Origin of the sequence: Terribacillus saccharophilus (assembly GCF_002272075.1) — a bacterium.
GTDB classification, from domain to species: Bacteria; Bacillota; Bacilli; order Bacillales; family Amphibacillaceae; genus Terribacillus; species Terribacillus saccharophilus_A.
The window spans coordinates 46,998-60,859 of sequence record NZ_NPBJ01000042.1 but is presented as its reverse complement, the minus strand read 5'-3'; the positions used below and the strand labels follow the sequence as shown (position 1 = coordinate 60,859).

General features: G+C 44.2%; 15 protein-coding genes and 1 other RNA gene. 4 read left to right on the top strand and 12 right to left on the bottom strand.

Annotation, left to right across the window (positions count from 1 at the left end; all coding sequences use genetic code 11):
* Positions 1-37: 37 nt before the first annotated feature.
* The 7 genes from CHH48_RS18530 to tadA form a co-directional block, all read right to left on the bottom strand.
* The gene (locus tag CHH48_RS18530) at positions 38-298 is read right to left on the bottom strand and encodes a pro-sigmaK processing inhibitor BofA family protein (RefSeq protein ID WP_095220733.1); all 261 of its coding nucleotides are present in this window, start codon (positions 296-298) and stop codon (positions 38-40) included.
* Positions 299-371: 73 nt separating this feature from the next.
* Positions 372-587 (bottom strand): YaaL family protein, encoded by a 216-nt coding sequence (locus tag CHH48_RS18525; protein ID WP_095220732.1) that lies wholly within the window; start codon positions 585-587, stop codon positions 372-374.
* A gap of 14 nt (positions 588-601) precedes the next feature.
* Positions 602-1,198, bottom strand: a complete 597-nt coding sequence (gene recR, locus CHH48_RS18520) for a recombination mediator RecR (RefSeq protein ID WP_038562527.1) — start codon at positions 1,196-1,198, stop codon at positions 602-604.
* Between the two features lie 15 nt (positions 1,199-1,213).
* On the bottom strand, positions 1,214-1,531 hold the full coding sequence (locus tag CHH48_RS18515; RefSeq protein ID WP_095220731.1) for a YbaB/EbfC family nucleoid-associated protein: 318 nt from the start codon (positions 1,529-1,531) through the stop codon (positions 1,214-1,216).
* A gap of 27 nt (positions 1,532-1,558) precedes the next feature.
* Positions 1,559-3,235 carry a DNA polymerase III subunit gamma/tau gene (gene dnaX / locus CHH48_RS18510; RefSeq protein ID WP_095220730.1) on the bottom strand — a complete coding sequence of 559 codons (1,677 nt, stop codon included), beginning with the start codon at positions 3,233-3,235 and terminating at the stop codon, positions 1,559-1,561.
* A 120-nt stretch (positions 3,236-3,355) separates the two neighbouring features.
* Positions 3,356-3,621, bottom strand: an RNA gene (gene ffs / locus CHH48_RS18505) — signal recognition particle sRNA large type.
* Positions 3,622-3,689: 68 nt separating this feature from the next.
* Complete coding sequence (tadA, locus tag CHH48_RS18500; RefSeq protein WP_095220729.1) at positions 3,690-4,169, bottom strand: tRNA adenosine(34) deaminase TadA; 480 nt, start codon at positions 4,167-4,169, stop codon at positions 3,690-3,692.
* 99 nt (positions 4,170-4,268) lie between these two features.
* On the opposite strand from tadA, the gene CHH48_RS18495 reads away from it, so the two are divergent.
* On the top strand, positions 4,269-4,793 hold the full coding sequence (locus CHH48_RS18495) for a cysteine hydrolase family protein (protein WP_095220728.1): 525 nt from the start codon (positions 4,269-4,271) through the stop codon (positions 4,791-4,793).
* Between the two features lie 60 nt (positions 4,794-4,853).
* Positions 4,854-6,137 (top strand): LysM peptidoglycan-binding domain-containing protein, encoded by a 1,284-nt coding sequence (locus tag CHH48_RS18490; protein ID WP_095220727.1) that lies wholly within the window; start codon positions 4,854-4,856, stop codon positions 6,135-6,137.
* 25 nt (positions 6,138-6,162) lie between these two features.
* Here CHH48_RS18490 and CHH48_RS18485 read toward each other — a convergent pair whose 3' ends face one another.
* The 4 genes from CHH48_RS18485 to aldA form a co-directional block, all read right to left on the bottom strand.
* On the bottom strand, positions 6,163-6,882 hold the full coding sequence (locus CHH48_RS18485; RefSeq protein ID WP_176466512.1) for a DUF3891 family protein: 720 nt from the start codon (positions 6,880-6,882) through the stop codon (positions 6,163-6,165).
* Between the two features lie 54 nt (positions 6,883-6,936).
* Complete coding sequence (locus tag CHH48_RS18480) at positions 6,937-7,449, bottom strand: type 1 glutamine amidotransferase domain-containing protein (RefSeq protein ID WP_095220725.1); 513 nt, start codon at positions 7,447-7,449, stop codon at positions 6,937-6,939.
* Positions 7,450-7,515: 66 nt separating this feature from the next.
* Complete coding sequence (acsA, locus tag CHH48_RS18475; protein ID WP_095220724.1) at positions 7,516-9,216, bottom strand: acetate--CoA ligase; 1,701 nt, start codon at positions 9,214-9,216, stop codon at positions 7,516-7,518.
* Positions 9,217-9,390: 174 nt separating this feature from the next.
* A complete protein-coding gene (gene aldA / locus CHH48_RS18470) occupies positions 9,391-10,833 on the bottom strand; it encodes an aldehyde dehydrogenase (RefSeq protein WP_095220723.1) in 1,443 nt (480 codons plus the stop codon).
* 241 nt (positions 10,834-11,074) lie between these two features.
* On the opposite strand from aldA, the gene CHH48_RS18465 reads away from it, so the two are divergent.
* Positions 11,075-11,278, top strand: coding sequence for a CsbD family protein (locus tag CHH48_RS18465; protein WP_095220722.1), 204 nt, complete (start codon positions 11,075-11,077; stop codon positions 11,276-11,278).
* A 162-nt stretch (positions 11,279-11,440) separates the two neighbouring features.
* On the opposite strand, the gene CHH48_RS18460 is transcribed toward CHH48_RS18465, so the two are convergent.
* A complete protein-coding gene (locus CHH48_RS18460) occupies positions 11,441-12,196 on the bottom strand; it encodes an N-acetylmuramoyl-L-alanine amidase (RefSeq protein WP_093881376.1) in 756 nt (251 codons plus the stop codon).
* 185 nt (positions 12,197-12,381) lie between these two features.
* Here CHH48_RS18460 and CHH48_RS18455 point away from each other — a divergent pair, with 185 nt between their 5' ends.
* Positions 12,382-13,860, top strand: coding sequence for a spore germination protein (locus CHH48_RS18455; RefSeq protein ID WP_095220721.1), 1,479 nt, complete (start codon positions 12,382-12,384; stop codon positions 13,858-13,860).
* Positions 13,861-13,862: the final 2 nt, after the last annotated feature.

Below are 13,862 nucleotides of genomic sequence, written 5' to 3'. Positions count from 1 at the left end.
GAATAATATATCATGAATTAGGGTATACTGCAACACTTTATAATAAAAAATATTGAATTGCCGCCAGAGATGCTATTCCCGGGATGCCTAATACACCCACTAATACTGTTGTTGCGGCATTTATCGGGATGTGGAGTCCGGCAAGTGCTCCTACTACATTAAATAGAAATAATAGAAAGACACCAAGAATAAGCCTAACTGAACCTTTGAGCATTAAACTGAACAGCTTGCCTGACGTTCCTGAAATGAGTAAAACTACAACTGCAGCTAACAGGATACCGATTATTGCATATGACACATTTCATCTCTCCTTTAACTTGTCCTGTTTTCTAAATTATGAGTACGGACAAGAAAAAAGAACACGCATTGCGTTAAGTACGCAATGCGCTTAAGTTTCGGTGTCTTGCTTCACGAAGCATGAACAGATACTTGGCTTGCGCCACCTGTAGATCATACTGCCCCATTTCACTCGCATCGACACTTCTCTCTATTATAGATTGAATGCTCACCCAATCGTTCTTCATCTTGAATATATCAGTTAACAACTCTTTGTCCACATCAGATCTCTTCAATCTTCTGCCAGCCATTAATCTCACCTGCTTTACAGTTCTCTTCTGCCTTCCATCGCTTTGGAAAGGGTGACTTCATCCGCATACTCCAGATCTCCACCCATTGGCAGGCCGTGTGCAATCCTTGTTGTTCGTATACCAGATGGTTTGACTAGTTTGGATATATACATCGCTGTTGCTTCACCTTCTATGTTCGGATTGGTAGCTAGGATCAATTCCTTCACTTCCTCATCCTTCAGGCGGTTCAATAGAGACGGGACATTGATATCTTCAGGTCCGATACCATCCATCGGAGAAATAGCTCCATGCAATACATGATATTTCCCATTGAATTCACGCATCTTCTCCATAGCGATGACATCTTTCGGGTCCTGTACCACACAAATAAGAGAGCTGTCTCTTGCTTCATCCTGACAAATACTACAAGGATCCTGATCGGTGATATGACCGCAGATGCTGCAGTGGGTCAATTCACGTTTAGCATTGATTAATGCCTTCGCAAAATCCATGACGTCATCTTCCTTCATGCTAAGTACATGAAAGGCAAGACGCACGGCAGTCTTTGGTCCGATTCCAGGCAATTTAGTAAAGCTGTCTATCAGCTTCGAAATCGGTTCGGGATAATACATTTATTTAGTTGCCTCCTAGAACATTCCTCCAGGTAACCCTTTCGTGAACTGCCCCATTGTTTGGTTAGATTTGTCGTCGACTTGCTTCAACACTTCATTTGTTGCAGAAATAATAAGATCTTGGAGCATTTCTACATCATCCGGATCTACTACCTCTTCCTGGATGACTACATCAGTGATTTCCTTTTTACCATTAGCGATTACCTTTACAGCACCGCCTCCTGCAGTTGCTTCGAAAGTCATTTCATGAAGCTCTTCCTGAGCCTGCATCATTTTCTTCTGCATTTTCTGCATCTGTTTCATCATATTGTTCATATTCCCACCACCACGCATGGAAAAATCCCTCCTTGAATTTGGTTATTAGTCTTTTATTTCGAGCAAATCATCACCGACCAGCTTCCTGGCCTCAGCAATAATCGGGTCTTCCTCTTGCTTTCCATCCTCAGAAGGATCCTGCTGCTTCTGATTTTTCAGGAAATCTTCCCGCAGTTCTGTCCAATTTGCCTCCGGAACCGGTATGACCATAACTTGGTGTCCGATCCGTTCTGCTAGTAATGATTCTATCGTGTCTTTGTGTTCCAAGGCAAGTGAACAGTGGATCTCATATTTGAAACCTATAATTAGTGCATTCTGCGACGCTGCTCTTGGCTTACTATTCAAAATCGTAGCATGCGCAGGAGCGCTCTGCCTCTTAAGGGCATCCATAAAGCTTGCCCAGTGCTCGGCTACCAGCTTCAGTTCATCCTTTGTTGCTTCTGATAATACTTGGCGTATGCGTTCAAATGGAACACGATAGCTGTTCTTGCTGCCTGTTCGTACTGGACGCTTAGGCTGTTCGGCAGGAGCTGCTGCTGATTGCGGCTGCAATTTCAATTGTTTTAATTCCTGCTCCAGCTGAGAGATCTTACGTGTCAGCTGCTGCACAGCCTCGGCTTCCACACTAGCTGTCGGAGCACTCTGATCTGCAATGTGCAGAATTGCAATTTCAACGAAAACTTTCGGACTGTTTGCCCACTTGATCTCCTGCTGACAACGGTTAAGTTCTACAATCGCTGCCTGGATCCAAGAAGCATCCACTTCCTCTGCCAGTTGTTTGAAACTATCATCCACGAGCACACGTTCAAGAATGTTCTCCATACCAGGTGCACTTTGGAACATAAGCAAATCCCGTAAGTAATAGATAAGATCAAAAACGAAACGCCCTGGATCCTTTCCATCCTGTATCAGCAGATCTACTTGTTCAAGTGCTGTTTGTACATCTTGTCTGGCACAAGCCCGGATAACCTCTGTCAGTCTATCCTGGGAAACGGCACCGGTAACAGCAAGCACATCCGCCAGCTCCACACCATCTTCACTATAGGAAATTGCCTGATCAAGCAAACTGAGTGCATCCCGCATTCCGCCTTCTGCTGCTAATGCAACTGACTCGACTGCATCATCGGATACTGTGATTTGCTCCTTCTCCAGAATCTCCTGCATTCTGTTTACCATCGCCTGCTGGTTGATACGTTTGAAATCGAAACGCTGACAGCGGGAAATGATAGTCAGCGGAATCTTATGCGGTTCTGTTGTCGCTAAGATGAACACAACATGTTTCGGCGGCTCTTCCAATGTCTTGAGAAGTGCATTAAATGCTCCAATTGAGAGCATATGAACTTCATCGATAATATACACTTTATATTTGACCGCGCTAGGAGCATATTTCACTTTATCTCGGATGTCTCGGATTTGTTCGACACCATTATTGGACGCCGCATCAATTTCGATCACATCCGAAATTGAACCATCTTGTATACCCTTGCAAGCCACACACTCGTTACACGCTTCCTCTACCGGTGCATGCTCACAGTTGATGGTCTTTGCAAAGATCTTCGCCGCACTTGTCTTCCCAGTACCACGCGGACCGGAAAACAAGTAGGCATGCGAGAACTTATCCTGCATGATGGCATTCTTCAATGTACGGATAATTGGCTCCTGGCCTACTACATCAGCAAATGTCCTTGGCCTCCAGACACGGTATAATGCTTGATAACTCATTGCGCCGCGCTCCTTTTTTCATTCTTCCTTCATTATAACGGAATTAGTTTACTGATACTACATGTATAAAAAGAGCCCTTACCAAAATGGCAAGGACTCTGATTGTTTATTAATTAAGCGCCGTGCACCCACCGTCGATAATACGGATCTAAGCGTTACATAAGTTCATGGCTCGACCCAGGCTTCCCCGCGGCACACAGGAGAGACTGCTTACTGCTGCTTCCTTCCGGACCTGACAGGGTTCACAGTTTCCTGTTGCGCAGGACCCGGGTGTCAACACCAATTCCTTATGGCAGACCTTAAAGCCGCATTACCTCGGGCGGGAATTCGGCCTCGCTATAGCGGATTGCGAGTACAGGGCACCGCTACCTCCCCGCTTAGCACGGCTAAGTTGTGAATAAAGTTAGGCGCTTCGATAGCGCACTTCATAGTATAGCTTGTTTATAGTGAAAAATCAAATCCGGCTGTTTTTCTCTGCTTTTCGCTTTCGGAGTTCTCGGAAAAATGAGGTCAGCAGTCCGCCGCATTCCTCTTGCAGCACACCGCCAGTCACTTCTGTCTGGTGATTGAACCGATCATCTTCCAGTAAATTATATAAAGTTCCCGCACAGCCTGCTTTCGGATCATACGCACCAAACACTACCCGTCGGATCCGTGATTGGATGATAGCACCTGCACACATTGGGCAAGGCTCAAGGGTCACGTACAAATCACAATCCTCCAATCGCCAGCTGCCTACCTTTTCATTAGCTGCCTGGATTGCATGCATTTCTGCATGTGAGTGTGCCTGCTGCGTCGTTTCTCTAAGATTAAAGCCAGAAGCGATGATTTCTCCATCCTTCACAATAATAGCTCCAATTGGAACTTCTCCAAGATGCTCCGCTCGCTTCGCTTCATTTATCGCTTGCTCCATCCAGTAAGCATCGGTCGTCATATCTATCTCCCACATTTCTATCTAAAGGTTTCAAATTACGTAAAGTTGATAATGTATAAGTATAAGAAGCTTCCTACTACGAAGTAAAGGAGAATTATCATGAGTGACAAAAAAGCCGTTCTGTTTATAGATGTGTTCAACACATTTGATTTTCCCGGCGGTGATAAGCTGCTGGAAAATACAAAAGAAATATTGCCTAATTGGGAGAAGCTTCGCAAAAAAGCAAAAGAAAATGATTGGCCAGTCATCTTTGTGAACGACCACTACGGAATCTGGCAGGATAACTTCAAAAAAATAGCTGACTATTGCCGGAATGAAGATAACAAGGAAATCATCGATAGTATGATGCCGCAAGAAGATGATTATTTTCTTTTAAAACCGAAGCATTCTGCTTTTTTCCAGACATCACTGCCATCTTTATTAAAGGATTTAGATTGCGAACGAGTTATTCTAGCAGGTGTTGCGGGTAATATTTGTGTTATTTTCTCCGCGAATGATGCCCATATGCGGGAGTTCAAGCTGGATGTGCCGAGAAATTGTGTAGCTTCTAATACAAAAGAACAAAATGAAGATGCATTGCGTGTTATTGAAGCGACTCTCAATGCCAATACAGATTCAATCTAACATAAGACGGCTCCTCCGAGCATAGCTTTTCTATAGAGGCTTTATAAAGGAGGAGTCGTTTTGCAAATATATGTAGTTCAGACTGGTGATTCACTGAATAGCATTGCAAGCCGTTATGGTACGACAAGTCAGGAATTGATTACTGCAAACGAACTTGCAGCACCAAATGACCTTGTCGTCGGACAGGCGCTGGTGATCCCGATCATTGGCTCATTCTATTATGTCCAAGCTGGCGACAGTCTTTACACGATAGCCAGAAGAAATAACCTGTCAGTTACAGAGCTCGCTCGAATCAATAATATTTCTGCATCAGCAGTCCTGCAGCCAGGACAGCGTCTCTATCTGCCACCAAAGCCAAAAAGGCAGATAGAATCAAATGCGTATATCGAGCCATCCGGAAATACTGTTTCCCAGACATTGGAGACTGCAGCAAGACAGCGTGCCCCATACCTCACCTATTTGATGCCTTTTAGTTACAGAGTAGATCGGGAAGGGAACCTTACCGCACCGCCATTGAATGATTTTGCAGCAATTGCACAGGCCAATAATACGACATTAAGTCTTGCTGTCTCCACACTTGAGGGCGGACAGTTCAGTGCCGAATTAGGGACTCGAATTGTAACCACAACTTCTGTACAAGATCGATTATTTACGAATATTATCAATACAGCCAATGAAGTAGGTTTTGGCGAGGTGCACTTCGACATTGAATTTTTGCCGGCAGAGAATCGGGAAGACTATAACAATTTCCTAAGGCGCGCTGTCGCCAGGCTTCGACCTGAAGGACTGCGTGTATCGACAGCAGTAGCACCGAAAACGAGCGCAACCCAGCAAGGGCAATGGTACGAAGCACATGACTATGCTGCACATGGGGAGATTGTCGACTTTGTTATCTTGATGACCTATGAATGGGGTTATAGCGGCGGACCGCCATTAGCCGTCTCCCCATTGCCAAATGTAAGAGATGTTGTGGAATATGCATTAACTGAAATGCCTGCTAACAAAATCATGTTAGGACAGAACTTGTACGGCTATGATTGGACACTTCCATACGAGCCAGGAGGAGACTATGCCAAAGCCGTCAGTCCGCAGCGAGCCATCGCAATTGCTCGTGAGAATAATGTCTCGATTCAGTACGATACTACTGCGCAAGCACCTTTCTTTACGTATACAGCAGCTGGTGCACAGCATGAGGTGTGGTTTGAAGATGCCCGCTCCATCCAGGCAAAATTCGATTTGATCAAGGAGTTGAATCTGCGCGGAATCAGTTATTGGAAGCTTGGTCTTTCCTTTCCGCAAAACTGGTTGTTACTTACCGATAATTTCACAGTCAGAAAGCTATGAGAGCAGTAGACCTACTGCTCTTTTTTTATGTCACTGTCACCCAGAGCTTCACTTCACGGAACTCATCTCCATCAACTATCACTTGCGGAATGGCTACACGCACAGTGTCTTCGAGCGGGGAAGGTGTCAGCCTGACCTCGTCGGATGAAACCCACTCTCCAATAATCTTGTCAGCAAAAGAAAACTGTTCTCTGAAGCCATCACGGAACCAGCTCACTTCGTCTTTCTTTGATACTCCCGGCTGGTTCATACATAAGTACAAAGAAACATCATCACAGAAAGAGAGCATTTTCTGATCGATATCCAGCGTAGCTTTCTCAGCTGATGTTAGTGTTTGCATGTCAGCCTGCTGCAACCCGTATTCCCGATTCAAAAATGCTTTTATCTGTTCATCATCTGTATCATCGGAAAAGAAGGAGCAATAATGTCTGCTGCACAATACAGCCGCATAACGAGATTGTTCCCGTACTTCCATGATTCCCTGCTGATATGCACGCAGCTTGTCGGTTAATGGATAATCGATAAAGCTGTAGAATCCATTCCCATCGGGTTTTCGTTGTGGTAACTCATCCAAAGGTATCCAGGCTCTGTCATGTTGGTCAATTGCCATGATAGTCTCCGGACGCTGAACAGGTGAATCTGGATCATCCTTTCGCCAATGCCTGGCTATTTCCCCGGAAATAGCTGCATGGGCATGCTGAGGTATTAGCACCGTTTTCCCATCGTTATTTTCTCGAACGATCATTCTATCCCTCCTATGAAAAACTCCCGGCATATAGCCGGGAGTCGCAATTTAATCTTATTTCAATAGCTTCAAGGATTCGTCGATGAATGCTGGAATATCATCCGGTTGTCTGCTTGTAACCAGCTGGTTCTGGCATACGACAACTTCCTTATCTTCGACTGTTGCGCCAGCGTATTCCATATCCACTTGAATGGACTTATATCCTGTCGCTTTTCGACCTTCTAGTGTTTTAGCTGTAATTAGCAGCTGCGGTCCGTGACAAATTGCAAATACAGGCTTCTTCTCATCCATGAAATGCTTCGCAAAGTTAACAAATCGATCATCCGCCCGCAAGTTATCAGGTGAATTACCGCCAGGGATGAACAGTGCATCAAAATCAGATGGGTTCACATCATCGATGCCTTTATCGATAGACACTGTTGCTTCCCCTTGCTTACCTGTCACACTTTTTCCTGCCTCAAATTCAATGGTTGTCACTTCATGACCTGCTTCTTTAAATGCTTTCGCTGGATCTGTGTATTCTACGTCTTCAAAAGTATCAGTAATTACTGTTGCAATTTTAGCCATTGTCTAACACTCCTTTATAAAGTATCACACAATGTATAGTTCCACGTTGGCTGTCGATTAAACCTCTTATTCCTCTAAAGTCGATGTATCACCTAGCGGAAGACCAAGCTCTTTGGCACGAAGCAGACGTCGCATGATCTTACCGCTTCTTGTCTTTGGAATCGAGGTGACAATTTCAATTTCCCTTGGTGCAGCATGTGCACTCAGTCCTTTTTTAATGAACTGACGAATCTCTTCACGCAACTCCATGGAATCTTTATGCCCTTTATCCAATGTGATAAAAGCTTTGATGATCTCCCCACGCTCTTCATCCGGTTTCCCGATCACAGCAGCCTCGGTAACTGCATAATGCTCAATAAGCTTACTTTCCACTTCAAATGGTCCAACCAATTTTCCAGAAGTGTTTATCACATCGTCCAAACGCCCTTCAAACCAGAAATAGCCCTCTTCATCCATTTTGGCGCTATCACCTGACACGTACCAGCCATTGATAAAGTAACTATCGAACTTCTCTTGATTGCCCCATATTGTCTTCATCATTGATGGCCATCCTGCCTTAACTGCAAGATTTCCACTTGTATGCGCTGGCAGTACATTCCCTGCATCATCAATAATAGCAGCTTCGACACCTGGAATCGGTTTGCCCATTGCTCCTGGTTTGATCGATAGTGTTGGATGATTGACGATGAGCATGGCGCCAGTTTCGGTCATCCACCATGTATCATGGATACGTTTGCCGTAAACTTCTTCCGCCCAATAGATAATCTCTGGGTTCAGTGGCTCCCCAACACTGAGAACATGACGAAGCGAGGACAAATCATGGGAATGGGCAACCTCATCTCCTGCAGCCGCCAGCTTCCGCAATGCAGTCGGAGCTGTGTACCAGACTGTTACCTTATGCTTTTCGATGATCTTATACCATGCTTCCGGGGTGAAACGGCCGCCAGCTATGACATTTGTTGCCCCATTCAGCCATGGTCCGAATATGCCATAGCTCGTTCCTGTCACCCAGCCCGGATCTGCGGTACACCAATAGACATCATCCTCCTGTAAATCCAAGATCCACTTGCCAGTAGCATAATGCTGAATCATCGCCCGATGCGCATGATAGACACCTTTGGGCTTCCCAGTGGAACCGGAGGTATAATGCAGCAGCATACCATCCTCTTTATCCAGCCAGACGGGCTCGAATTCGGTTGATGCCTGATCCATCAATTCTGTATAGTCATGCACTCCATCTGTTTCGCACTCTAGTACAATGACTTCCTTCAATTCAGGCAAATTATCTCTGTTAACACGTTGCAGCAGTTCTGCAGTGGTAATTAGGATGCTAGCACCACTGTCCTTCAGTCGATCTTCTACTGCCTGCTCCATGAATGCTTCGAATAATGGTCCAGCTACTGCGCCAATTTTGAGAATACCAAAAAAGCTTGCGTAAAAATCAGGACAGCGAGGCATGAACAAAAAGACACGGTCTCCTTTTGCTGCTCCGAGAGATTTCAGCATATTGGCTGCCTGATTGCTGCGTTCCTTCAGTTGTGTGAACGTCCATTTTTCCTCTGTCTGTCCATCCTGAAAAATAAGAGCAAGCTGATCCGCTTTAGCTGGATTTTCCGCATGACGGTCGATCGCTTCATAAGCTGCATTCAATTTGCCTGTGTGGAACCAGGAAAAATCCCGCTCCATCTGACTCCACTCAAACGTCTGACGTAGTGCTTCAAAATCCGTTACATTGTGCTTTCCAGCGAGAGGTGCTAACATTTTCATGATTCGACATCCTTCCCTTTATTTTGTAAGCGTTTACAATAAATACGAATAAAAAAGCCTCTGTCTGCATCAGCAAAGCAAGTAGGTTATTTCCATTGTACCTTGTTTTCCTTACCAATCAAAGTGAAATCATAAAAATGAACACCCGCGTATATACGCAGGTGCCCATGGTTGTTATTTTTTATATTGCATATATACTGCCTGCGTAATCAGGAAGTCCTCGATTCCGTATTTACCGTCCGTACCGCCGAGACCTGATTTACGAATACCTGCATGATATCCTTGGACTGCTTCCATGTTCTCACGATTTACATACGTTTCGCCGAACTTAAGCTCGTTGATCACTTTCATCGCTTCATTCAGATTTTCTGTATAGATAGAAGAAGAAAGACCATAGTCTGTATCATTACCCATTTCAATAGCCTCTTCCAAGTTTGTGAATGTAACAACTGGAACGACCGGACCGAAGATTTCATCTTTGATAATAGACGAGTCATGCTGAACGTTTGTCAGGATAGTTGGCTCATAGAAATAGCCGGATTCTGCATCTGGTCTTTTACCACCGATGATACAATTGGCGCCTTCCTCTTTAGCAGCCGCTACCATCTCTTCGACCGTCTCCAACCGATCCTTGCTGACAAGCGGTCCCAACTCTACATTATGATCTTTGGCAGGATCTCCATAAGAGACTCCCTCAAACGACTGCTTGAGTTTTTCCGTAAACGTTTCTGCCACACTTTCGTGTACATAAACGCGCTCAGCATTCGTACAAGTTTGTCCGTTATTCAGCAGGCGAGATGCTTTAATTTGTTCTACCGCTAAATCCAAATCAGCATTTGCCGTCACAATGGCAGGTGCCTTACCACCAAGCTCCAGGTTTACTTTGGTAATATTCTGTGCAGCAGCCTCCATTACTTTTGTTCCAGCTGTAACACTGCCTGTAATCGAAATCATGTCTACTTTCGGATGGGAAGCAAGCTGATTTCCTAATGCAGAGCCTGTCCCTGTGACATACTGATAGACGCCGTCGGGTATAATACCCAATTCATCAACCATCTTGGTGAATTCGTAAGCTGTATTCGGTGTCTGTTGACTTGGTTTCAAGACAAGTGTACATCCTGCGGTGAGAGCCTGTGCAACTTTCCGCGCCAAAATAAAGACAGGGAAGTTCCATGGCACGATACCTGCTACAACCCCGATTGGCTTCTTATAGATAAAGATATTTTCATTTGGCCGGTCACTCGGGACAATGTCACCTTCAATGCGGCGTGCCCATTCTGATGTGTAGCGGAAGAAATCAATCGCCATATCCACTTCTCCAGTAGCAAGCTCATAATTCTTGCCTTGCTCTTCCTGAAGCAAGGAAACAAAGGTATCTTTTCGTTTTTCCAGCTCATCTCCAAGCTGGCGCACTATTTTAGCACGCTCAATCGCCGGCGTCTGCTCCCACTCTTTTTGAGCTGCGGCAGCACCATCCACAGCTTGGTTCACTTCATCCTCTGTCGATTTGGGGATTTTAGAGATGACTTCCTCTGTTGCCGGGTTTAAGATATCAATTGTCTCTTCTGTTTGTGAAGTCATAAAACGTCCGTTGATATAAAGCTTATGCGTTTCCACATTCATCCTCCTCTTTTTATTCCTGGTAGTTGTTTTCCACCATAAAGGAAGATACAAACACAAAAAGGCCCACTCTTTAAAAGAGCGGGCTTTTTCTTACACTTAGCAGATTAGTGGTATGGGGGATACCTGATACCAATATACCCTTCTGTTTGTATATTAAACATATTTCTTAAAAAGTTTATTATTTTCTTCATCGGGAAGAGATTTATATACATTTTACAGAAGGAGTGGATTATAAATGGCTGAAAATAAACAAAGTGTTAGTGATAAAGTGAAGGGTGCCGTTTCTAAAGTAAAAGGCGAAACAAAAGACCAAATCGGTAATGTCAAAAATGACAAAGGTATGCAGGCAGATGGTAAGAAAGACAAAGCAAAAGGAAACTTGCAGGATACAGCAGGTAAATTGAAAGAAAACCCTGATCGTCATCCTGACCGTCATTAAGAAAGAGCCTATCCTTTTGTCAGATAAACTAACAGGAAACAAGGGGGACTTGGGAAAGTGAGAACAGCACCCAATTTCGGCAAATTTCGTGCTACACTTAATTCAAGATTTCCCCTAAAATTTCTAACGCAAAATGGCTGCCAATTGGCAGCCATTTTTGTTTTAGACAATTTCTACATATTGCGGATTCGCTGTAATATAGTTCCCGCTCTTCAGCTTATACATCGTAGAACCATCGACAGTTAATGTCTCCACTACAGTAAATACTTCTCCTTGGCTCACTGTACCAGCTCGTGCATTCCAATCCGGCGCATCATAGTAGTATAGCGATGCGGCCTTCACTCGAATCAAGAAAGTTGAGCCTGAACCGGATTTCTTCGTTAGACCAAGTGCTTTCTCCAAACCATTTACATGACCTCGCGCCACATTCTGAATCCATGAGTTGGATTTCATCTTCGCCGCATCGGCACTATTATCAATAAATCCATTTTCCGTCAGGACAGCAGGCATATTTGTCTCCCGAAGTACGTGGAAATTCGCCTTTTTCCTGCCGCGATCCGACATTCCATTTAGTTTCATGACTTCTTCGTGAATTCTTGCTCGCATTACCCCTGTTGCAGAGCTGTCCGATAATGTGGAATAAATGAAATCCTCATATCCAGTCCCTCCGCCAGCATTGATATGGATGCTGAGGAAGAAATCAGCGCCCCAAGCATTAGCATCATTCGTACGCTGAGTAAGAGACGGAAACGTATCCCCGGTACGTGACATACGAACCTCTGCATTTTCATATTCAAGCTGCAAGATATTTCGGATTGATGTTCCAATTGCCAACACCACATTCTTCTCTTGAATTCCGTTTGCTGTTGCTCCTGGATCTGACCCTCCATGACCTGGATCTACATAGATTTTCACCATTCGACCATCTCCCTTTCTTTTTTTGACTGCTTATAGTACCTTATGCAGCCTTGTACTAGATAAAAGCGGTTGGTGTCACAATTTCACAACCCATTCTGCTTTTAATATCGAAAGCTAGGGATGATTCGTGTCATAAAAGTTAGCAAGTTAGCCACACTAACAAAACGAGAGTGAGGTGATCGGTTATGTTTCCTTGGCAGAAACAAAAGACAGAAGCGATAGAGAAGCGAGAAAACAGAAAGATATCAAAGAACTTAAAAGACAATATCGCATATCTAGAAGAACAGTATTCCTATGGATTGAATTACGATTTCGAATCTAAGTCGGTTCATGGACCGACGGGCAAATACCACCTACTCTTTTATTCCACTACAGTAAATACACAACAGCTGAGTAATCATATTGTTTCACCGTTATTGGAAGTGAAAAAGGATATTCCGATTAATCAAATTTTATCCGTACCAAGTATCACTCCCATAAAGAATATGGGAGAAGCCGAAAAAGGCCTGAATGAAGGCAGTGTAATTATCTTCAAAGAAGGATTGGCAGAAGGATTCGAAGCGAAAATTCAAGATTTCAAGCATCGTGCAGTGGAAAAAGCAGAAAATGAGAAGACCGTAAAGGGACCGAAGGAGTCATTCACAGAGTCTTTACCGACAAATGTCTCTATGTTTCGGAAGAAGATACCGTCTAAAGATTTGATAGTCGAAAATATCAATGTTGGGATGCGACCAGCAATGCCGGTCACCCTTATCTATGAACGAGATTTAGTTAATGACGAAGTGTTGGAGAATATTAAGCAGCGGATTAAGAATATAACAGTTGATAACATCCGGAATGTTGAGATCTTGGAACAATTCATTGAAGAAAGGCCGTCTTCCCTATTTCCTTCAATGCTTTATACCGAAAGACCCGATAATGCATCCAACTTTGTATCGGATGGTTACATTGCCATCATTATGGATAATTCTTCTTCCTGTTTGATTGCACCTATTACAATCTGGTCTTTCTTCCATTCGCCAGAAGATCGGTATTTGAGATGGGCTTTTGCGAACTTCAGCCGACTAATTCGAGCGATCGCCTATTTTATCACCCTTTTTGTATCTGCTAGCTATGTAGCAGTTACAAACTATCATAGTCAGTTGATGCCAATTGATTTGCTGCTCGCGATCGCCAGCAGCAGGGAGCGTGTACCGCTCCCAATTGCTTTCGAAATCCTTCTGATGGAAGTTGCTTTTGAATTGATTAGAGAAGCAGGAGTAAGGATACCATCGCCGCTAGGACCGACAATCGGTATTGTCGGGGCATTGATTCTAGGTCAGGCTGCTGTCGAGGCAAATCTTGTTAGTCCAATCGTTGTTATCATCGTAGCATTAAGCGGCTTGTCCTCATTTGCGGCCGCTAATTATAGCATCAACCATACATTGCGGATCTCCCGCTTTCTTTTCATAGCAGCTGCCAGCGTGTATGGGTTGCTAAGTCTGTTAGGTGCAATATTATTATGGGTCGCGTACGTCGTCTCCATCTCGTCATTTGGTGTCAGCTATTTCTCACCTGCAACACCATCCACGAAATCGACACATGATACCTTTTTCCGAAAGATTTTGAAGAATGAACGGTGGAGACCAGGCTTTCTGAATCCAAAAGATTGGGACAAATATTGAAG